This window comes from Streptococcus sp. E17BB (assembly GCF_041807725.1).
GTDB classification, from domain to species: domain Bacteria; phylum Bacillota; class Bacilli; order Lactobacillales; family Streptococcaceae; genus Streptococcus; species Streptococcus entericus.
Map to the genome: position 1 here is coordinate 52,093 of NZ_JBGTZC010000001.1, position 19,872 is coordinate 71,964.

At 44.9% G+C, this 19,872-nt stretch carries 19 protein-coding genes and 1 pseudogene; 15 read left to right on the forward strand and 5 right to left on the reverse strand.

The features are described from left to right. Positions 1-79: 79 nt before the first annotated feature. The 9 genes from recU (at position 80) to ACERC7_RS00270 (ending at position 9,039) form a co-directional block, all read left to right on the forward strand. Positions 80-670: a Holliday junction resolvase RecU gene (gene recU, locus ACERC7_RS00230; RefSeq protein ID WP_373665799.1), complete on the forward strand. Its 591-nt coding sequence runs from the start codon at positions 80-82 to the stop codon at positions 668-670. Next, complete coding sequence (pbp1a, locus tag ACERC7_RS00235) at positions 667-2,817, forward strand: penicillin-binding protein PBP1A (RefSeq protein WP_373659221.1); 2,151 nt, start codon at positions 667-669, stop codon at positions 2,815-2,817. Before recU ends, pbp1a begins: the two co-directional genes overlap by 4 nt. Before the next feature lie 184 nt (positions 2,818-3,001). Continuing rightward, a complete protein-coding gene (locus tag ACERC7_RS00240; RefSeq protein ID WP_373659222.1) occupies positions 3,002-3,718 on the forward strand; it encodes a YebC/PmpR family DNA-binding transcriptional regulator in 717 nt (238 codons plus the stop codon). Positions 3,719-3,880: 162 nt separating this feature from the next. After that, positions 3,881-4,315: a CopY/TcrY family copper transport repressor gene (locus ACERC7_RS00245; protein WP_373665800.1), complete on the forward strand. Its 435-nt coding sequence runs from the start codon at positions 3,881-3,883 to the stop codon at positions 4,313-4,315. Continuing rightward, positions 4,308-6,536 carry a heavy metal translocating P-type ATPase gene (locus tag ACERC7_RS00250; protein WP_373665801.1) on the forward strand — a complete coding sequence of 743 codons (2,229 nt, stop codon included), beginning with the start codon at positions 4,308-4,310 and terminating at the stop codon, positions 6,534-6,536. Before ACERC7_RS00245 ends, ACERC7_RS00250 begins: the two co-directional genes overlap by 8 nt. 75 nt (positions 6,537-6,611) lie before the next feature. Further along, positions 6,612-6,806, forward strand: coding sequence for a heavy-metal-associated domain-containing protein (locus ACERC7_RS00255; RefSeq protein WP_373665802.1), 195 nt, complete (start codon positions 6,612-6,614; stop codon positions 6,804-6,806). Between the two features lie 159 nt (positions 6,807-6,965). Beyond that, a complete protein-coding gene (locus ACERC7_RS00260) occupies positions 6,966-7,619 on the forward strand; it encodes a trimeric intracellular cation channel family protein (RefSeq protein WP_373659226.1) in 654 nt (217 codons plus the stop codon). Positions 7,620-7,630: 11 nt separating this feature from the next. Then, entirely contained in the window at positions 7,631-8,455 is an 825-nt protein-coding gene (locus ACERC7_RS00265) for a Cof-type HAD-IIB family hydrolase (RefSeq protein ID WP_373659227.1), read from the forward strand. A 176-nt stretch (positions 8,456-8,631) separates the two neighbouring features. Next, a complete protein-coding gene (locus ACERC7_RS00270; RefSeq protein ID WP_373659228.1) occupies positions 8,632-9,039 on the forward strand; it encodes a hypothetical protein in 408 nt (135 codons plus the stop codon). Between the two features lie 29 nt (positions 9,040-9,068). On the opposite strand, the gene ACERC7_RS00275 is transcribed toward ACERC7_RS00270, so the two are convergent. Further along, positions 9,069-9,629: a TetR/AcrR family transcriptional regulator gene (locus tag ACERC7_RS00275; RefSeq protein ID WP_373659229.1), complete on the reverse strand. Its 561-nt coding sequence runs from the start codon at positions 9,627-9,629 to the stop codon at positions 9,069-9,071. Between the two features lie 120 nt (positions 9,630-9,749). Between ACERC7_RS00275 and ACERC7_RS00280 the strand changes: the two genes are divergently transcribed. Further along, positions 9,750-10,592, forward strand: a complete 843-nt coding sequence (locus ACERC7_RS00280; RefSeq protein ID WP_373659230.1) for a DegV family protein — start codon at positions 9,750-9,752, stop codon at positions 10,590-10,592. Positions 10,593-10,751: 159 nt separating this feature from the next. Here ACERC7_RS00280 and ACERC7_RS00285 read toward each other — a convergent pair whose 3' ends face one another. The 4 genes from ACERC7_RS00285 to ACERC7_RS00300 form a co-directional block, all read right to left on the reverse strand. Then, positions 10,752-11,405, reverse strand: a complete 654-nt coding sequence (locus ACERC7_RS00285; protein WP_373665803.1) for a hypothetical protein — start codon at positions 11,403-11,405, stop codon at positions 10,752-10,754. A gap of 168 nt (positions 11,406-11,573) precedes the next feature. Continuing rightward, a complete protein-coding gene (locus ACERC7_RS00290; protein WP_373659232.1) occupies positions 11,574-12,878 on the reverse strand; it encodes an HD domain-containing protein in 1,305 nt (434 codons plus the stop codon). A 102-nt stretch (positions 12,879-12,980) separates the two neighbouring features. Beyond that, entirely contained in the window at positions 12,981-13,259 is a 279-nt protein-coding gene (locus ACERC7_RS00295; protein WP_018368746.1) for an HU family DNA-binding protein, read from the reverse strand. A 107-nt stretch (positions 13,260-13,366) separates the two neighbouring features. After that, complete coding sequence (locus ACERC7_RS00300; protein WP_373665804.1) at positions 13,367-15,682, reverse strand: DNA translocase FtsK; 2,316 nt, start codon at positions 15,680-15,682, stop codon at positions 13,367-13,369. A gap of 86 nt (positions 15,683-15,768) precedes the next feature. On the opposite strand from ACERC7_RS00300, the gene ACERC7_RS00305 reads away from it, so the two are divergent. The 5 genes and pseudogenes from ACERC7_RS00305 to ACERC7_RS00325 form a co-directional block, all read left to right on the forward strand. After that, the gene (locus ACERC7_RS00305) at positions 15,769-16,530 is read left to right on the forward strand and encodes a peptidylprolyl isomerase (protein WP_373665805.1); all 762 of its coding nucleotides are present in this window, start codon (positions 15,769-15,771) and stop codon (positions 16,528-16,530) included. Between the two features lie 330 nt (positions 16,531-16,860). After that, positions 16,861-17,598, forward strand: coding sequence for an ATP-binding cassette domain-containing protein (locus tag ACERC7_RS00310; RefSeq protein WP_373659235.1), 738 nt, complete (start codon positions 16,861-16,863; stop codon positions 17,596-17,598). Then, positions 17,588-18,247 (forward strand): methionine ABC transporter permease, encoded by a 660-nt coding sequence (locus tag ACERC7_RS00315; protein ID WP_373665806.1) that lies wholly within the window; start codon positions 17,588-17,590, stop codon positions 18,245-18,247. The genes ACERC7_RS00310 and ACERC7_RS00315 overlap by 11 nt, the downstream gene beginning before the upstream one ends. 11 nt (positions 18,248-18,258) lie before the next feature. Next, entirely contained in the window at positions 18,259-19,095 is an 837-nt protein-coding gene (locus ACERC7_RS00320) for a MetQ/NlpA family ABC transporter substrate-binding protein (RefSeq protein WP_373665807.1), read from the forward strand. Positions 19,096-19,491: 396 nt separating this feature from the next. Beyond that, positions 19,492-19,859 (forward strand): annotated as a pseudogene (locus tag ACERC7_RS00325) (transposase); the annotation flags it as partial. Between the last annotated feature and the right edge of the window lie 13 nt (positions 19,860-19,872).

A 19,872-nucleotide genomic window follows, 5' to 3' on the forward strand; every position in this document is an offset into this window, starting at 1 on the left:
ATTTTTCTCCTTTTTATTTTTATGGTATAATAAGAGTGCTTTATATTGTCCAAAAGCTAATTTAGGAAAGAGGAGGCTCATGGTTAATTACCCAAATAAACTCAACCGGCGCCTCATTAGTAACAAAACGGAGACCCAGGTTACTGATTTTGCCAATCGAGGCATGTCCTTTGAAACAGCAATCAACGCCACAAATGACTATTATTTGTCAAGAGGTCTTGCTGTTATTCATAAAAAACCGACGCCTGTTCAGATTGTCAAGGTTGATTACCCACGCCGTAGCCGAGCTAAGATTGTGGAGGCTTATTTTAGGCATGCATCAACAACCGACTACTCCGGTGTCTATCGAGGGTACTACATTGATTTTGAGGCCAAGGAAACAAGGCAAAAGAACAGTTTTCCTCTCAAAAACTTTCATCAACACCAGATTGACCACATGGCTCATGTTCTTGAGCAGCAGGGCATCTGCTTTGTCCTTCTTCATTTTTCAATAAGCCAGCAAACCTTCCTCTTACCTGCCAAGAGTTTGATTGCCTTTTATACAGAGGTTAAGGGACAAAAGTCAATGCCCCTTGATTATATCAAAAAACATGGCTATCCCATAGAGCAAGGTGCCTTTCCTCAAATTCCCTATTTGGACATTATAGAAAAAAAATTTGTTAGGCGGTGATGACTATTAAACCGACACTTATAAAATCTTTAAAATATCTCGCGGGTATCGGTCTGATATTGACAATTCTAGGTACTATACTGGGCAGTCTAGTCTTTGCTTACTATGCCAGTACCGCACCTAAACTAGACGAGGAACACTTACAAGTTACTTCTTCCAGTCTGGTGTTTGATAACCAAGGGCAGTTGATTGCTGACTTGGGTGCTGAAAAGCGTGAAAGTGTTACTGCGGATAATATCCCCTTAAACTTGGTCAATGCGGTGACTGCCATCGAAGATCATCGTTTCTTCAAGCATCGCGGTGTCGATGTTTACCGTATTTTAGGCTCTATCTGGCATAACCTTAACAACGATAGTTTGCAAGGGGGGTCAACGCTCGATCAGCAGTTGATTAAGTTAGCTTATTTCTCAACCGAAAGCTCTGACCAGACCATAAAGCGTAAAATCCAGGAAGTCTGGCTATCTCTTCAGATGGAAAAACAGTACACCAAACAAGAGATTTTGACCTTTTATGTCAATAAGGTTTTCATGGGTAACGGTAACTATGGAATGCTGACGGCTTCCAAAGCTTATTTTGGCAAAGACTTAAAAGACTTGACCACCGCGCAGGTTGCCTTATTGGCTGGTATTCCCCAAGCACCGAGCCAATACAACCCTTATGTCAACCCTGAAGCTGCACAAGAACGTCGCAACATCGTTTTGGGACAAATGCTTCGCTACGAGCACATCACCCAGGAGGAATACGACCAAGCAGTTGCAACCCCTATAGCAGATGGGCTACTCCCCTTGTCTGATCGACCAAGCTATGCGCCATATCTCGATAACTACCTAAAGCAAGTTATTGAGGAGGTGCAAGAAAAAACTGGCAGTGATATTTTTACTTCAGGATTAAAAGTTCATACTAATGTCGATCAGGCGATTCAACAACACTTGTGGGATATCTACAATACTGACGAATACGTCTATTTCCCAGACAACGACTTCCAAGTTGCCTCAACCCTTATGGATGTTACAAATGGTAAGGTCATCGCCCAGTTAGGTAGCCGCCTCCAAGACCCGAACACATCGTTTGGTACTAACCAAGCGGTCATGACTGACCGCGACTGGGGGTCAACCATGAAACCAATTACGGACTACGCACCAGCTTTTGAGTACGATATTTACCATACAACTGCTCATCAGCTAAACGACTCTGTTTATAATTGGCCAGGTACCACAACCGAGCTCAACAACTGGGACAAATTGCACTATGGCTGGATGCCTGTTCAACGTGCTATTCAGATGTCACGAAATGTGCCTGCTGTTCGAACCTTAGAAGCTGTCGGACTTGAGCGTGCCAAAACCTTCCTCAGTCAAATCGGCATCAACTACCCTGAGCTGTATTATTCAAATGCCATTTCAAGTAATACTTCTGTCGTTGACGAGCAATACGGCGCAAGTAGCGAAAACATGGCTGCAGCTTATGCTGCCTTTGCCAACGGAGGCACCTACATCAAACCCCAGTATGTCAATAAAATCGAATTTAGTGATGGTCGCGTTATCGACTACACCCCAGAAGAAACGAGAGCAATGTCAGAAGTGACGGCTTACATGATGACAGACATGCTAAAAACAGTACTCTACACAGGCGGAACAGGGACAACGGCTTACATCCCAGGGCTCGTTCAGGCAGGTAAGTCTGGGACATCAAACTACACTGACGAAGAGTATGCGATTATTGAAGGTGAGTATGGTGTCACACCTGACAGCGTTGGCTTGATGGCTCCCGATGAGATGTTTGTCGGCTATACCCCACGTTACTCAATGGCTGTCTGGACAGGTTACAAAAACAGATTAACGCCTCTTTACGGCAATGATTTGCGAATTGCCCAACGAGTGTACCGTGCCATGATGACCTACCTAGATGATTATTCGGGAGCTGATTGGGAAATGCCTAGCGGCATCTACCGTAGCGGTGGTTTCCTCTACAAAGATGGTTACTACCCACAGCAACAATGGTTTAACTACAGCTCAAGTAGTTCCTCATCTAGTTCATCGACAGACGTCTCATCAACATCGACCCAAACGACCACCGAGACAACAACAGACACTCTTCCAACTGTGAGCCAAACACAACCAGAAGCCAGCTCCAGTGCTAGTGGTCAGTAAAATAAACACAAAAACTTACTCTGAGGGTAGGTTTTTGTATTTGCTTAGATGATCATTTTTTAGTCAAGAGTTTACAAAAGCATTTTACCAAGAGGACATCGTGTGCTATAATGGTAGAGCAATTAAAGTAGTCAGCTGATGGACAGCTCTGCTATTTTCCAAAAAAGATAAAAGGAGACTTACCATGGGACGTAAGTGGATGAACATTGTCGCTAAAAAGACAGCCAAAGACGGCGCTAACTCAAAAGTTTATGCCAAGTTTGGTGTTGAAATCTATGTTGCCGCGAAAAAGGGAGAGCCAGACCCGGAGAGTAATGCAGCGCTTCGGTTTGTGCTCGAGCGAGCTAAGCAGGCCCAAGTACCTAAACACATCATCGACCGTGCGATTGACAAGGCCAAAGGTAAGACTGATGAGACTTTCGTTGAAGGGCGTTATGAAGGCTTTGGTCCAAATGGATCAATGATTATCGTGGATACCTTGACCAGCAATGTGAATCGGACGGCTGCTAATGTCCGGACAGCCTTCGGTAAAAATGGCGGGAACATGGGAGCAGCAGGCTCTGTGTCGTTCATGTTTGATAAGAAGGGGGTCATCGTCTTTAACGGTGATGATGCAGACAGCATCTTCGAAACGCTGTTAGAGGCTGATGTGGAAGTTGATGATGTCGAAGCTGAGGATGGTATGATTACTGTCTACACTGCTCCAACTGACCTTCATAAGGGTCTGGAGGCCCTTCGTACAGCAGGTATTAGCGAATTTCAAGTGACTGAGCTTGAGATGATTCCTCAAAGCGAAGTAACTCTATCCGATGAGGATTTAGCGACTTTTGAGAAATTGATTGATGCTCTGGAAAACGATGACGATGTGCAAAAGGTTTATCACAACGTCGCAGACTTCTAATTCACTGAAAAATAAAAACAGACGATTCTGATGACCAACTCAGGGTCGTCTATTTTTATTTTTTTTACCGATAGATATATCTACATTTGTAAATTTTTATTTGACAGCGTCTTTCGCTTATGCTAAAATATATCTACAAACGTAAACAAAAAGGAGTTCCTTATGTCACTTTCAGCATCTGAATGGCAGGTCATGCGTGTGGTCTGGGCTCAGGGGGCTTTACCTAGCTCAGCCATCATCACTAGCCTGCAAGATAAATTCAACTGGTCCCCTTCAACCATCAAGACGTTATTGGGACGTTTGGTGGATAAGGGAGCTCTACAGACGGAGCGTCACGGACGCCAGTATATCTATTCTCCCATTTTGGCAGAGGAGGCGAGCTATCAGGAGGAGGTGCGTCAAGCATTTGACAAAATCTGCCAACGTAAGCATTTGCCTCTGTTCCTATCGATCTTAACAGATTTGCCCATGACAGCAAGCGATATAGCAGCGGTTGAGGCTCTGCTATGCTCCAAAAAAGAGCAGGTGGTTGACATCGTCCCATGTAACTGCCTGCCTAGTCAATGCACTTGCGAAAAGGAGGTACAACATGGTTAAACAAACATTTTTAATTTCTGGCATGACCTGCACATCCTGTGCTGGAACCATCGAAGAGGCGGTCTCTAAGCTAGCAGGAGTGAGTGAAGCGACGGTCAATCTAGCAACAGAAAAATTGACGGTCACGCGAGACACCAGCTTAACTGAAGAAAAGATTTTAGCGACCATTGCTGAAGCTGGCTATCAAGGGCAGGTTTACGATGACAAGCTCAGTCTTTCTCAGGATGCGCGAGAAGACCTCGAGTTAAGCGAATTAAAAAAGCGTCTGTTTTGGTCTAGCCTCTTCACTCTGCCACTGTTTTATCTGACCATGGGTAGCATGATTGGTTTGCCTGTTCCAACTGCTTTAGCACCTAATCGGGCACCTCTGGCTTATCTAGCGGTCAATGTCATCCTGACCTTGCCTGTTGTCTGGGTGTCACGCTTGTTTTTTAAACGAGGATTTAGGGCATTGAGGACAGGTCATCCTAACATGGATAGCTTGGTAGCGGTGGCGACCTTATCCGCGCTCATTTACAGTTTTTACAACGCTTATCATGTCTTGCTGGGGCATGTGCACCATGTGCACCACCTCTATTTTGAGTCAGTTGCGGTTATTTTGACACTGATGACCTTTGGCAAATACCTTGAAACCTTGTCCAAAGGACGAACCTCCCAAGCCTTGAAAAAGCTTCTTCGGTTATCTGCTAAGGAAGCAACAGTCACTCGCAACGGTAAGGCTTATCGGCTTCCTATTGAAGAGATTGTTATCGGGGACGAGCTTGAATTAACCGCTGGGGAAAAAGTAGCCGTCGACGGTCAAGTCATCTGGGGACAATCAAGTATTGATGAAAGCCTGCTGACCGGCGAATCCTTGCCTGTTGAAAAGACAATCGGTTCTCCTGTTTATGCAGGTAGTGTCAATGGACAAGGCAGTCTACGCTACCGAGCAGAAAAAATCGGTTCTGGGACCCTCCTCTCACAGATTATTACCTTAGTGGAGGAAGCGCAAAGCAGCAAGCCTCCCATTGCTAAACTGGCTGACCAAGTGTCACGTCTCTTTGTTCCAGTGGTGATGCTCCTTGCCGTGCTGACTGGTTTCTTTTGGTGGGTTGTGATGGGGCAATCTTTTGCTTTTGCCCTAACAACCGCCCTTGCGGTTCTGGTCATCGCCTGTCCTTGTGCTCTGGGATTGGCCACCCCGACCGCTATCATGGTAGGCACAGGACTGGCAGCAGAGCAGGGCGTCCTCTACAAACGAGGGGACATGCTGGAACTAGCTCATCAGGTCGACACGATTGTGTTCGACAAGACAGGAACTCTGACCCTCGGCAGCCCTCACCTCATGGCGACTAGGACCTATCATAACACTCAGGAAGAAATCTTACAACTGGCTGCATCTTTAGAGAGACTCTCCCAGCACCCCTTGAGCCAGGCAGTACTTGCTGAAGCAGAGACTCAGGGGCTTGACCTATTACCAGTAGATGAGTTAGAGACCCTATCAGGCTATGGGTTATCTGGTAAAATCGCAGAGCAGGAGATATTGTTGGGAAATGAGCGATTGATGACGGAAAGAGGGGTCGCGATAACAGCAGCCTTAAATGACCTATCGCAGGCAACTGAAGCAGGGCAAACACCGATTTTTCTAACAGTTGACGGAATCTTGTGGGGATTACTAACAGTCGCAGATCCCATCCGTCCAGAAGCCTTATCCACCGTCAAGCAACTCCAATCCGCAGGCTACGCTGTTGTCATGCTGACCGGTGACCACGAGAAAACAGCGTCAGCTATTGCCAAAAAACTGGGCATAACGGATGTCATTAGTCAGGTGCTACCTCAGGATAAAGCCAGTGTTGTGGCCAGTTTACAAGCAAAAGGGCGACGGGTTGCTATGGTGGGCGATGGAATCAATGATGCCCCTGCTTTAACCCTAGCCGATGTCGGTATCGCCATCGGAGCTGGGGCAGATATTGCCATTGAAGCAGCAGATATCGTCTTGATGACCGCTGATTTAGCGGGCTTGCTCAAAGTCTTTGCCATCAGTCGTTTGACCCTGCGAGCCATCAAACAAAATCTCTTTCTAGCCTTTATTTATAATATTTTAGCCATTCCAGTAGCGATGGGCGTGCTCCACTTCTTTGGTGGACCGCTTCTTAATCCAATGCTGGCAGGTCTTGCCATGAGCTTGAGCTCGGTATCTGTTCTGACAAATACACTACGGCTCAGGCGACAAGCTAGTTAAGACACAACCTTACCTAAACTGTTAATACTGATCATTCAAAAGATAGTCTGCTAATACAGACACAAGGAGGAAATTATGGAAAAAACATATCCCATCTCAGGTCTCAAATGCCAAGGCTGTGTCAATACCGTCACCGAAAAACTGCTGGCGTTGAAAACTGTCGATGCTGTTCAGGTTAATTTGGAGGATAAGCAAATTACCGTTACAGGAACAGCCTGGAAAATGACCCTCAACCGCGCCTTAAAAGGCACTAAGTTCAGGATTGACTAGGTCGTTTTGTTCATCTTAAAAGCCGTCTCTCTGTTAACTTGTCTGAAATGCAGGGACGGCTTTTTAACTATTTGGCGATAGTTTCGAAAAAACTGATTTCAATGTAGCGTTTTCAGTAGTTTCATGGTAAACTAGAGAAAACGAAGACAAGGAGAGTCTATGGACGTTTGGGGCATCTTAAACATTATCGGGACGGTAGCTTTTGCCATCTCAGGGGCTATCGTGGCTATGGAAGAAGAATTTGATATTCTTGGCGTGTTTATTCTCGGATTTGTTACAGCTTTTGGGGGAGGTGCTGTCAGAAACTTGCTCATCGGTTTGCCAATGTCTACGCTCTGGGGGCAGGATGTCGAATTTCACATTGCCATGATCGTGATCCTGCTTCTTTTTTTCCTGCCTCATCTGGTCGACAAGCATTGGAAGCGGGCAGATGTAGTTGCAGATGCGATTGGTCTAGCAGCGTTTTCGATAAAAGGCGCCTTGCATGCCCAAAATCAAGGGTGGTCATTGAGTGCGGTTATCGTGGCGGCTGTTTTAACAGGAGCAGGAGGCGGTATTATCCGCGATATGTTAGCTGGACGTAAACCAGCCGTATTGCAAGCTGAGGTCTATGCTGGCTGGTCAATTTTAGCTGCTATCTTGATTCATTTCAGAGTTGTTAACAACGACTTCGGTTACTACCTTTTAGCGGTATTAATTGTGACCTTACGGATGCTTGGTTATAAACGAGGTTGGCATCTGCCAAAATCCAAATGGCAAGCCGACAGCTCGTCTTACTACGTTGACACCCCCTCAACTGATGACATAGTATAAAGGAGATTGATATGACTGTTAAACTGATTGCTATTGACATGGATGGCACCTTGCTCGATAGCCAAAAGCAACTGCCACAAGAAAACATCCGAGCACTAAAAGAGGCAACCGAAGCTGGCATCAAGGTCGTTATCTGTACAGGACGCCCTTTGGTTGGGGTTAAGCCTTTCTTTGAACAGCTTGACGTTTCTCCAGACGACTATGTCATTGTCAACAACGGCTGTTCCACCCATAAACGACAAGACTGGGAACTGGTTGATGACTTTCATTTAACTCCTGAGGAGCTAACCTACCTCTATCGTCTTCAGCAGGACGTTCCAGGAGTTCAATTGACTGCCTTTGATACGGATAACTATTACGTCGTAGCAGACGAGCCCTTACCGATTATCACTTGGGATGCTGGCTTGGTGTTTACAGAGCCAGTTTGTGTTAGTTTGGAGGAATTGCTGAGCAAGGATGTGACCTACTTTGAAGCTATGATTGTTGGTGAGGCAGCTGATTTAGATCCTTTCCAAGAAACTTACGAAGCTGTCTTGTCAGAACGATTTAGCACCGTTCGTAGTCAACACTATATCTTTGAAACCATGCCTAAAGGAGCAACCAAGGCAACTGCCCTAGCCAAACTAGCTGACAAGCTCGGCTATGCTCCCGAAGAAGTTATGGCCTTAGGCGATGCCAACAACGACCTCGAAATGCTTAGTTATGCCGGCTACAGTGTCGCCATGGGCAATAGCCCAGACCATGTTAAGGCGCTGGCAAAATATGTGACTGGAACAAACGATGAGGCTGGTGTGGCCCAAGCCATTGACCGCTGGGCACTAAAAAAAGGTTATTAAATCACTGATTGGAGATGGCGATAAACCTGATAAACGTTTATCGCTTTTGCTTTACAAAAAAAGAAAATTCGATAAAGCGAAAGCGAATACAACGAGTCGTAGGAGGTGGTTCCGATGGACAACTTTATCCTGTGGTTAGAGTCATTTTTTGCCGTTTATTAAGAAAGGAAAATATGATGACAAAGGCTCATTTCCCTCTCCTCTGTTACCTACTGAGCTTTCTTCTCCCTTGGTTGCAGGTTTATGACTTTCTAACCTTAGGTGGTCCTTTCGGCGAGGAAGAACGCGACAGAGTTTTTGCTGGCTGGGAGCTAGCCCTGCGCTATTGGTATGTCTTTGTGGCTTTCCTCGTACTTTTGGCCTTAGCTGACTACCTGAAACGGCGCTTTCTGCTTCTAGTCGCCTCGATTGTCTTTGTTATTCTCTTGCTTTGGGTCGTTACATTTGGTGACTTGCTTAATGTCACGCCATTAGACTACTTGGCACTCTTTCGCTATTACAGTTTCAGTTCTATTAGGGTGGGATATTTTATTCATGCTTTGGCAGGAGGTTTCCTACTTCGTCGACTTTATCAATCAATATAAGAAAAAATCAGCCAAAGAGCTGATTTTTCTTATTGTGGCAAAAGAGGTAGTCCCATATTAGCCATTTCTTCAACTGAAACAACCATGCCATCAGCAATCCATTTACCCAGCATCGCGATAATGGCATTGCTGAAAAATGATGTGGTGTAACTGGAACACTTTTTCCGACACAGGCGTTGGTAGGCTCTGAAGCGTTTGGCAACTGCACTAGTCAGCAACTGTTGAAACTGCTGCTGGAAGGCTAAGTGAAAAATCTGGACATGACTCTTGGCTTCATTGAGTAGATAAGACCAGGCTTGAACAACCTGTGTTTTAAGATCAAACTGACTCAGCCCCCGAAAAATCCCATGCAGGGTTCTGGAAAGCAGCTTTGAAAAAATCTCCTCTTTATTCTTGTAATGGCGGTAGAAGGCATTGCGCGACACACCCGCCCTAACAACGAGCTCTGAGACGGTGATTTGTGCAATCGGTTTTTTCTCCAATAAGCACAATAAAGCCGTCTCCAGTGCTTCTCTGGTGACTTGCTTGGCCTCTAAATTTGCTTGCTTGAGATTATTCAAGGAATTTTGGGACAGAATTTTTTCAGGCATGACAGTTTCTTTCTTTGTGTGACAGCCGATTTTCTAAGCCAGAAAACCGCTCTCTCTTATGGTATAATTGTAGTAAAGACGACAACATTTGTCAAGTTATGAACAGTTGGAGGAAAAGTGATGACATGGAAAATCATTGTTGATTCAGGATGTAACTTTAGAGAATTGCCAAATTTAGCGACAGGAGTCCAATTTGTCAATGTTCCGCTGACCATCCAGGTTGGTGAGCAAATTTTTGTGGATGATGCTGGGCTTGATACTGATCAGATGATGGCATTGATGTATGCCACACCAACAGCTTCAAAATCAGCCTGCCCTAGCCCTGAGGCTTACCGTCAAGCGCTTGAGGGGGCCAGCAAAGCCATCATTATTACTATCACAGGAACCTTGTCTGGAAGCAATAACAGTGCTCGCCTAGGTTCGGAGATGTACCTTGAAGAGCACCCAGAGGCACAGGTTCACATTTTTGATTCCTTATCGGCTGGTGGTGAGCAAGATCTGCTAGCCCTAAAGCTAAACGATTTGATTGCAAGCGGTCTTGGTTTTGAAGACGTTGTAGCTGAACTAAAAACCTATCACCGTAGCACCAAACTGGCTTTTGCTCTTGCTAAAGTTGATAATCTCGTTAAAAACGGGCGCTTGAGCAAACTCGTTGGAACAGTCGTGGGTTTGCTCAATATCCGCATGGTCGGTCAAGCCAGCGACGAAGGGACCTTGGAATTGCTCCAAAAAGCTCGCGGGCAAAAGAAAGCTGTTACAGCAGTTATTGAGGAAATGGTTAAAGCTGGCTACAAAGGTGGCAGAGTTATGATTTCCCACCGTAATAACGACAAAATTTGTGAACAAATCACAGAAGGACTGACAGCAAAGTTCCCTAACGCAACCATCCAGTCTATTCCAACCAGCGGTCTCTGCAGTTTTTATGCAGAAGAAGGCGGCATTTTGTTGGGATACGAGATTTAGTTTATCTGACAATAAAAAACTTAACAGTTACCCCTTAAAACAAAGCTCAAAAAACACTCCTGTTGCATCTAGTAAACTAGCAACATGGAGTGTTTTTTACTGTGGTGAGAAAGCCCTAACCTCACCCAGCAATCACTTGTTGGGCAAAAGTTTTATCTCTTATTCTGAAGTCGCCGTTTCATTGCTTTGAGCCCCAGTGGATTGAACTGAACTGGTTGGTGATTCAACCGCCGGTGCCACTGGCTGAGTGGGAACAATGACCGCCTCAGTTCTTGGTTCTGGCTGAATTGGGACGGTAGCCGTTTCAGCTATCGTCTCCGACTGAACCGGAGGAACATACAAAACATTCAGTCTTGCTTGTAATTCTTCCTTCTTGCTTACTGTTTTTATCGTACCAACCAGAGCACGAGCTTCCGCAATGTAAGACTGATAACCGTAAGTTTCAGCTAAAACAACTGCTTCTTCAGCCTCAGAAATACGAGTAATCTCAGCTTCTAGCTCTGTTAACCGTTGAGCCAGGGCGGTCTTCTTCTCGCTATTTTCCAGAGTTCGATAATCCTCCTTCAACTTCTCAAGCAGATCAGCCTTAGGCGTTTTTTCGAGCGCTTCAAGGCGCTTTATCCATTCATCCAAGGCTGCATCTGTTTTAGGAACTTTTTTAGATGCTGCTTTAGAAGTTTGCACTGTTTTTGGACGGCTGGATGCTGTCTGTGCTTGCTTTTGATGATGGAAAAGATAAATCAAGACAAATAAACCGATGAGGACGAGGCTTAAAATGAAATAAAAAATTTCAGACAAGGACGTTTTTTTCATGAGATGACTTTTGGCTCTTTCTAGGATTTTGTAGTGATAAGAAAAATGTTCAGTTAACGGTTGGGTTGCGCTAAAGCCTCAGCACCAAAAAAGTGATTAGAGTAAGGCGTTTACCGCGAACATTAAAATATAACTATCTTTTCTATTATACCACAAAAGTCTCAGTGGTCAACGGTCTTTGGGATTGAAATGGCCGTTTTTTATTTGCTGTTGAAAGGCTTGTTTATCAAGGTTAAATAAATCACCTGTGTTGAGCATCTCTTTTGGAAAATAGAATCGGCGATCGCCGTGTGTTGAGCCCGTTAAACTAGACACCAAGGGTGACAAGGTCGACAGCTCTGCTATTGCCCCATTTTTCTCAATAATACTAATCGCCGTTCGAGGTTTTTTCGCGGTCGGACGGTAGATGTCGTAAGGCAAATCAAAGTTGTAGTGCACAGCACTGTAATAGTCAGCATCAAAGCCAACAGCAGTAAGGCATTCTCGTAAGTCATCTAAACGATCTTTGTGTTCTTCATCAAAAGTAACGGACTTAAAGACCTTGCGATTGATGAATCGGCTGGCCAAATCGGCTAATATCTTATCAGAGCTCGTCATCCACAGTTGAAAATAAGCATTCATCACCCCATCATCCAAGCGGAGGTAATCGTTAAGGTCGTACCGTCTCTCAAAGAATGGAATGAGATTGGGCGAGGTCATCCGAAAATAGTCTTTATGTTCAGGATAGAGTACCTTGGCTCGCTTGAATAAATTTTGGAGGAGAACTTCCATCGCACGGCTGGCAGGGTGAAAATAGACCTGCATGTACATCTGATAGCGCCTGATCAGGTAATCTTCCACCGCATGAAGACCACTATGAGCAAAGGCGATGCCGTTTTCCAAGGGCTGAATAATACTAAGGATGCGAGTCAGATCAAACTGCCCATAGCTAACACCTGTAAAGTAGGAATCTCTCAGTAAATAATCCATGCGATCAGCATCAATCTGGCTCGAAATCAATTCCTCAACCTGTTTATTAGGGTAGGTATGACCGATAACCGAAGCGACTTTTTCTGGAAAATCAAGAGACACTTTACAAAGCACCTGGTGAATGTCTGTTTCAGGACTGGTAATGATTTGCCGAGTAACCTGCTCATGGTCCGTATCAAACAAGCGCTCAAAAGTATGGGAATAAGCCCCGTGCCCAATATCGTGGAGCAGGGCTGCGGTCATGGCAAGGAGGCTGTCCTCACTCTTCCAGATATGAGGGTACGTCGTGTTAAATCGTTGCACTATACGACGTGTAATGTCATAGACCCCTAAACAATGGGAAAAACGGCTATGTTCACCTCCGTGAAAGGTATAGCCTGTTGTCCCCAACTGTTTGATGCGACGTAAACGTTGAAATTCCTTTGTATTGATCAACTCATAGATGACCCGCTCAGTGATAACGATATCATTATGAACAGGGTCACGAAAAATCTTTTCTCTCATAGAGCTATTATATCAAAAAATGTGATAAATCAACTAAAAATGCTGGTGAACAGCAAAAAAACAGCCTTATCCTTAGTGGATAAGGGCTGTTTGAGATACTGCTTATTTGTTAACAGCGTCTTTAAGAGCTTTACCAGCTTTGAAAGCAGGTACTTTAGAAGCTGCGATAGTAATTTCTTTACCAGTTTGAGGGTTGCGACCTGTACGGGCAGCACGCTCACGAACTTCAAAGTTACCAAAACCGATCAATTGCAATTTTTCACCAGCGGCGAGGTAATCAGTCACTGCTGCAAATACTGCATCAACTGCTGCTGCTGAGTCTTTCTTTGTCAATGAAGTTGCTTCTGCAACTTTTGCGATCAAATCTTGTTTATTAGCCATTGTGCTAAATCCTCCAAATATTTTGTGGGCAAGATACCCCAACACCCTATATCATATCTAAAAATCCTCATATGGTCAAGCTTTTTGTTTAATTTGAGCGATTTTAGCTATTGTTGCAGGACTTTTCGTGGTTTTGTTCCTTCTGCTGGACCGATAATGCCTGCTTTTTCCAATTCATCCATGAGGTCTGTGGCTCGATTGAAACCGATAGACAGGCGACGCTGAAGCATGGAGGCAGAAGCCTTCTGGGTCTCGATAATGAGGCTCTTGGCCTCTTCAAAGAGGGGATCGCCCTGAGAAGCTCCGCTATTACCCGAAAGGTCGTCACCATCTGCGACCTCACCTGGATCAAAGTTGTCGTCGTACTCGGCATCGGCCTGTGCTTTGATAAAGCTGACAATGCGCTCGACATCGTCATCGGAGATAAAAGAGCCTTGGAGACGAACAGGATGGTTCTCGTCAATCGGTTTGAAGAGCATGTCCCCACGACCAAGGAGTTTCTCTGCACCATTGGTATCCAGTATGGTACGGCTATCCGTACCGCTGGAGACAGCAAAGGCAATACGACTAGGGACGTTCGCCTTAATCAGACCGCTGATGACATCAACAGACGGACGTTGGGTGGCTAAAATCATGTGAATCCCAGCTGCCCTGGCCTTTTGCCCAAGTCGGATAATGGCATCCTCGACTTCCTTGCTGGCGACCATCATCAGGTCAGCCAGCTCGTCCACGATAACGACCAGAAGTGGCAAGGGAATATGTTTGTCATCAGCTGTTTTGTTCCACTCTTCCACCTTGGCATTATAGCCAGCGATGTTGCGGACACCGACCTGACTGAAAAACTCGTAGCGATTCTCCATCTCATCAACCACCTTTTGCAGGGCACGACTGGCCTTGCGGGGATTGGTCACAACTGGAATGAGGAGGTGGGGAATATCGTTGTAAACAGATAGCTCCACCATTTTAGGATCAATCATCATGAATTTGACCTGATCCGGTCGGGCTTTCATCAGGATACTGGAGATGATGCCGTTGACTGCTACAGATTTCCCTGAACCTGTTGAACCTGCCACCAAAATGTGGGGCATCCGTGCCAAATCAAACGAACGACTGGTGCCATTGACCGCCTTACCAAGCGGGACTTCGAGCAGGTTGTCTGGGTTGGTTTTAGATTGCTCCCAAAGTTCACGGAAAGATACCGTTGCAATCTGAGAATTGGGGACTTCGATACCGACGACCGATTTGCCTGGAATCGGCGCTTCGATACGGACATCTTTGGCCGCGAGGGCGAGAGCTAAGTCATCTGCCAAGTTAGCAATCCGGTTGACCCGAACGCCAACAGCTGGTTTGACCTCATACTTGGTCACTGATGGACCGATTTCCGCCCGCTCTACTGTGACTTTGATGCCAAAGCTAGCAAAGGTTTGTTCCAAAACAGCGATGTTCTCTCGGACAATTTTCTTTTCCTTGGATTGGTTCTTTGGTTTGTCTGGAGCAAAAAGGTCTATGCTGGGCAGTTTATAGAGCAAGCGCTGCTTGAGCGAAGGGCTTGTTTTTGGTAGTTCAGGCAATGCTAGCGCTGAATCAACTGACTGCTCTTGTGCAAACCAGTCCTCGTCCAAATCGTACACGTCCTCTGAGTCTGATGGCAAGTAGATGTCAACATCTCTTTCATCACGTGTCAGTTGGGTATCAGGTGTCTGGTCATCCAGATTCTGCTCATTTTCTTCCTGACTTGCTTGTGCCATGGCAGCTTCTTGTTGGAAACGACGTTCCTCTTTTTTGAGGAATTGTGCTTGGCGACGTTGTTCTGATCGGACTTGATATGCCGCCCAGCTATTTTTGACAAAATCAATGACCTCGTAAATATCCCAAGGAGTCATCAAGAAGAGACCTAGGAGTATGATGAGACCACCGATAAAAAATGACCCAATGTTTGAAAAAAGAAAACTGATGGGTTTATAGAGAACTGCCCCTAGCATACCTCCACCTAAAAATTGTTCTACCTTAAAGGTGGATAAATCCTTAAAGACGAGCTGGATAGTAGCGCTGAAAACCTCAGCTTGTTTGAGTTGAGGCTGGGTAAAAAGGTAAGCATGCCAGTTGAGGAGTAAGCCAGCCACCACTGTCCAAAACCCAATAGTCACGCCATCATAGCGAGCCAGCCATTTGTTCAGTAGCATTTGGAGTAAGACGCCGATAAGCACCAGATAGGTCAATGACCCAAAGGCAAACCGAAAAATGTTGTAAACCGTCACACCAAAAATCCCTAAGCGGATCAGACCGATAAGGATTATCAGAACAATAAGGATTCGCCAAATCAGGCGTTTGGTCCGCTGACATTTAGCGAGTTCAGCTTGATTTAGCCGACGTTTGCTATTAGCAGGGCGTCTGGTTGTTTTTTTACTTCGTTTTGCTGTCATGCTACTATTATATCAGAATTTTTTACTTTAAGTCTTTTTTGAGAAATTATGGTAAAATAAAGGGAATAATAGCCTTTGGAGGACTCATGAAAAAATTTCTTGCGCTGACGGTTGTGTCTATGGCGCTACTAACTGCCTGTCAAACCAAATCAACAAACACATCAGAAACCTTGTCATCAAGCGAATTGCAAACGGCTCTAAAAGAGCGCTTGACGGAACTCAACAAGAAAGATTTCCCGCAGCTGTCAACTGAGATTGCTGACAATGAAGCAGCTGTCAAATTGACCACCAACAAGGGTGACATCACCATCAAACTCTTCCCTGAGTTGGCTCCTCTAGCGGTCGAAAATTTTCTCACTCATGCGAAGAACGGCTACTATAATGGGGTGAGCTTCCACCGTGTGATTGATGACTTTATGATTCAGGGCGGAGATCCTGAGGGTACTGGGCGTGGCGGACAATCAATTTGGGCTGGTAAGGATAAATCCATCGACGATGGAACAGGCTTCGCTAACGAGTCCTCCGACTTGCTCTACAATATCCGCGGTGCTCTTGCGATGGCCAATGCCGGTCCAAACACGAACGGCAGTCAATTTTTCATCAACCAGAATAAGGCTGACCAAACCAGCCAGCTCCATCCTCTTTACTATCCTGAAAAAATTTATAACGCCTACGCTCAAGGAGGAAATCCGAGCCTAGATGGCGGCTACACGGTCTTTGGTCAAGTCATCGATGGAATGGCAGTTGTTGATGACATCGCATCAACAAAAACCGATGATCAGGACAAACCTGTTGAACCTATTCTTATCGAAAAAATTGATATTATCAAAGACTACACCTTCAAGTAATAAAGAAGCGAGCAAGCTAAGAATAGTCTAATTCTTCTTTGCAATAGCCAACGACCTGTCAAATCAATCATGGCAAGACTGGGACAAACGTCCTGGTCTTTTCAGTTTATGGTCGTTAATTAGCCAAAGCTCAGGGCTAGTCAGCTAACAATTTCTCGAGTTCTAACGAATGACCAACTGTCATCCACTCTATCTTTTCATTATCTCTGCGTCGCTGGCAAGATATATCTGTACTGGTACACGTTTTCAGTTATTATATAAAAGAATCGATTTCTTGAACTTGCTCTGGAAAATGAACTATGCTATAGTGGTCTGTGGAGGAGGTGAGACATGATTATTCAACTAAAAGATGTGGGAAAATCTTATCCCCAAGCAAATTTTAAGTTGGAACATCTAACATTTTCTGTTAAAAAGGGAGATTGTCTAGGGCTGATTGGGCAAAACGGAACAGGTAAATCAACCATTCTCAAGATGATGAACGGCTTGGTTGAGCCTGACTATGGTCAGATTTTCTACCATGGACAAGAGCTTAAGACCCTCCCTCCTGAGCAACTGCGAGCCATGCGAAAAACAGTCGCTTATATTTTTCAACAAGGCAACCTTTTGGAAGGCGAAACAGTACTCTATCACCTCAACCTTGTCTACTTTTTGGCCAAAAAGAAGCCGAATCGACAAAAAATCGATGACACCCTCGCCTTTATGACCCTTAGCCATCTCAAAAACGTGCCCTGCCGTGACCTCTCTGGCGGACAAAAGCAAAAAGTTGCCATTGCCATGGCAATCTTGCAGGAACCTCAGGTATTGCTTTGCGATGAAATCAGCTCGGCCCTTGATGCTAATAGTGAACAGGAGATTTTTGACCTCCTCAAAAAACTAAGAGAAACCAGTGACATTGCCATTGTGATGATTTCACACAATTTAAGCCTCTTGAAACAATTTTGTGATGAGGTGATGATTCTTGACAAGGGGCGACTTGTTGACACCGTTCGACCGGTTAAGCACGCAACAGACGACCCCAATAAGCACTACCTCACTCACGTAAAGGAGTTCTTGACCCATGCTAAGTGACTTGACCAGCCATATCCCAGGCATTATCGAAGCTTTTTGGGAGACCAACTTTATGGTGGGGCTGTCCTTGGTGTTTTGCTTGGTCATCGCTCTCCCACTAGGTATTCTTCTCTACGCTTTGGATACGCCTGTTCTCTTAAAGCAGCCCCTGCTCTATCAGGTGCTCAGTATTTTGTTAAATACGCTGCGCAGTATCCCTTACCTCATCTTTATCTTTATTTTAATCCCTGTTAGTCGGTTTCTTTTCCAGACTTCTTTTGGCAATTTGGCGGCGACCTTGCCCTTGACTCTGGTATCCGTCAGCCTCTATGCTCGTTTTGTCGAGCAGGCCTTGCTGAATGTCCCAAAAGGGATCATCGACCGTAGCATCAGTATGGGAGCAACGCCAAGTCAGATGATTCGCTACTTTCTCTTGCCTGCCAGCAAGCAAGATTTGGTCTTATCGTTCACCTCAACAGCCATTTCTGCCCTCTCTTATTCAACAGTTATGGGCGTTATCGGGGCTGGAGGGCTCGGAGAATACGCTTATCGCTACGGCTATCAGGAGTACAACTACCCCCTCATGTACCTCATTGTCATCATCTTTGTGGTCCATGTCTTCGTCATTCAAAATATTGGCTATCTCATTGCCAAACTAATCACAAAATAAGGAGTTTTCTCATGAAAAAACTATTGCTTTCCAGCTTAACCCTCTTCTCTGCTTTTGCATTGGCCGCCTGCTCTAGTCAAAAGGCTGCTGAAGAAACGACCAAAAGCTCGACATCAACTGCTGAACCAGTGGTCGTTAAAGTAGCTTCTCACACCTCTCCTATGACAGACATGCTAGAGATGATTACAGATGACTTGGCAGAAGCTGGCTACACGCTTGAAATCGTCAGAGTTTCTGACAATGTTCAAGCGAACGTTGCCTTGCACAATAAAGAAGTTGATGCCAATTTCTTCCAGCACAAGCCGTTCATGGAAATGTATAATAGCGGTAATGGGGCAAACCTCGTTCAAATTCAGCCTATTTATAACGCTAACGTGTCCTTCTATGCTAAAGATTTTGATAACATTGAAAACTTACCTGAAGGAGCAGACGTGGCTATCCCAAGCGACCCGACCAATATGGCACGCGCCTTGCGTCTTTTGGCTACACACAACATCATCACCCTTGATCAGCCAGATAGCTACACTGTAACGGTTGATAACATCACAGAAAACCCTAAAAATCTGACCTTCAGCCCAATTGGTCTACTTAATCTGAATGAAGCCTACCAAGAAAAAGACATGGTCTTTAACTACCCAACTTATATCGCCAAACTGGGTCTTAACCCAACAGATAATGGCTTGATTTTAGAAGAGGAATCAGACAACACCTTTGCCGTGTCTCTTGTCGCTCGTGAAGACAACAAAGATAGTGATGCCGTCAAAGCTGTTCAAAAAGCATTGACTAGCGATGAGGTTAAATCATTCATCAAAGACAAGCTAGCAGGCCATGCTCAACCAGCATTCTAAGAGCCACACAAAAACTGAGACAACCCTCGGCACTAGCTCTTTAAAACGAAACTGAAGAAAAACACTCCTGTTGATATCTAGTACACTAGAAATAAGGAGTGTTTTCTTCTGTTATTCGTTAGTGGTTAAACTAGCCTGCATTAAGAAGAAAGCAGGGAAATCTCCTAAGGTCATCACGGATGTCTTTGGTATCCAAAGCATCAGTCAGTTAAAGACCTAGTGCGATGGTATCGGAATAATGAACTGCACCGTTTCTATCAACCAGTACATCTATGGCAAGAGAATAACAGAGCTGTATGAACTTGAACAACTGAAATGACAGGTGGAACTGCTAAAATCTATCAATCTGGTGGAAGACTACAAGGAACAGCAGTCAAACAAGCTCAAACAACGGATGAGATTGTCGCTAAACTGCTCGGCTATTCCCAAGAGATTAAAGAACACTACGATCTTTATCAACTCCTCCTGTTTCACTTCCAAGAAAAGCAAGCTGACCAGTTTTTTGGTCTTATTGAAGAAGACCAGTCCTCTGTAAATCCTATCTTTCAAACGGTTTTCCAGACCTTTTTGAAAGACAAGGAGAAGATTGGCAATGCTCTAGAACTGCCTTACTCAAACGCTAAACTTGAGGCGATAAACAACCTTATTAAGGTCATTAAACGTAATGCCTTTGGGTTTCGGAAGATAAAAACTTCAAAACTCGCATTTTCATTGCACTAAATATAAAACGAGAGAAGACAAACTTTGTCCTCTCTCGGTGTTAAATGGGTCAACCCA

What these genes read in the sequence shown, in the direction of transcription:
- ACERC7_RS00295 (WP_018368746.1), bottom strand. Translation starts at nt 13,259, where the DNA reads ATGGCTAATAAACAAGATTTGATCGCAAAAGTTGCAGAAGCAACTTCA.
- ACERC7_RS00255 (WP_373665802.1), top strand. Translation starts at nt 6,612, where the DNA reads ATGGAAAAAACATATCCCATCTCAGGTCTCAAATGCCAAGGCTGTGTC.
- ACERC7_RS00280 (WP_373659230.1), top strand. Translation starts at nt 9,750, where the DNA reads ATGACATGGAAAATCATTGTTGATTCAGGATGTAACTTTAGAGAATTG.
- ACERC7_RS00240 (WP_373659222.1), top strand. Translation starts at nt 3,002, where the DNA reads ATGGGACGTAAGTGGATGAACATTGTCGCTAAAAAGACAGCCAAAGAC.
- recU (WP_373665799.1), top strand. Translation starts at nt 80, where the DNA reads ATGGTTAATTACCCAAATAAACTCAACCGGCGCCTCATTAGTAACAAA.
- ACERC7_RS00265 (WP_373659227.1), top strand. Translation starts at nt 7,631, where the DNA reads ATGACTGTTAAACTGATTGCTATTGACATGGATGGCACCTTGCTCGAT.
- ACERC7_RS00245 (WP_373665800.1), top strand. Translation starts at nt 3,881, where the DNA reads ATGTCACTTTCAGCATCTGAATGGCAGGTCATGCGTGTGGTCTGGGCT.
- ACERC7_RS00290 (WP_373659232.1), bottom strand. Translation starts at nt 12,878, where the DNA reads ATGAGAGAAAAGATTTTTCGTGACCCTGTTCATAATGATATCGTTATC.
- ACERC7_RS00275 (WP_373659229.1), bottom strand. Translation starts at nt 9,629, where the DNA reads ATGCCTGAAAAAATTCTGTCCCAAAATTCCTTGAATAATCTCAAGCAA.
- ACERC7_RS00305 (WP_373665805.1), top strand. Translation starts at nt 15,769, where the DNA reads ATGAAAAAATTTCTTGCGCTGACGGTTGTGTCTATGGCGCTACTAACT.
- ACERC7_RS00315 (WP_373665806.1), top strand. Translation starts at nt 17,588, where the DNA reads ATGCTAAGTGACTTGACCAGCCATATCCCAGGCATTATCGAAGCTTTT.
- ACERC7_RS00270 (WP_373659228.1), top strand. Translation starts at nt 8,632, where the DNA reads ATGACAAAGGCTCATTTCCCTCTCCTCTGTTACCTACTGAGCTTTCTT.
- ACERC7_RS00250 (WP_373665801.1), top strand. Translation starts at nt 4,308, where the DNA reads ATGGTTAAACAAACATTTTTAATTTCTGGCATGACCTGCACATCCTGT.
- ACERC7_RS00310 (WP_373659235.1), top strand. Translation starts at nt 16,861, where the DNA reads ATGATTATTCAACTAAAAGATGTGGGAAAATCTTATCCCCAAGCAAAT.
- ACERC7_RS00260 (WP_373659226.1), top strand. Translation starts at nt 6,966, where the DNA reads ATGGACGTTTGGGGCATCTTAAACATTATCGGGACGGTAGCTTTTGCC.
- ACERC7_RS00300 (WP_373665804.1), bottom strand. Translation starts at nt 15,682, where the DNA reads ATGACAGCAAAACGAAGTAAAAAAACAACCAGACGCCCTGCTAATAGC.
- ACERC7_RS00320 (WP_373665807.1), top strand. Translation starts at nt 18,259, where the DNA reads ATGAAAAAACTATTGCTTTCCAGCTTAACCCTCTTCTCTGCTTTTGCA.
- ACERC7_RS00285 (WP_373665803.1), bottom strand. Translation starts at nt 11,405, where the DNA reads ATGAAAAAAACGTCCTTGTCTGAAATTTTTTATTTCATTTTAAGCCTC.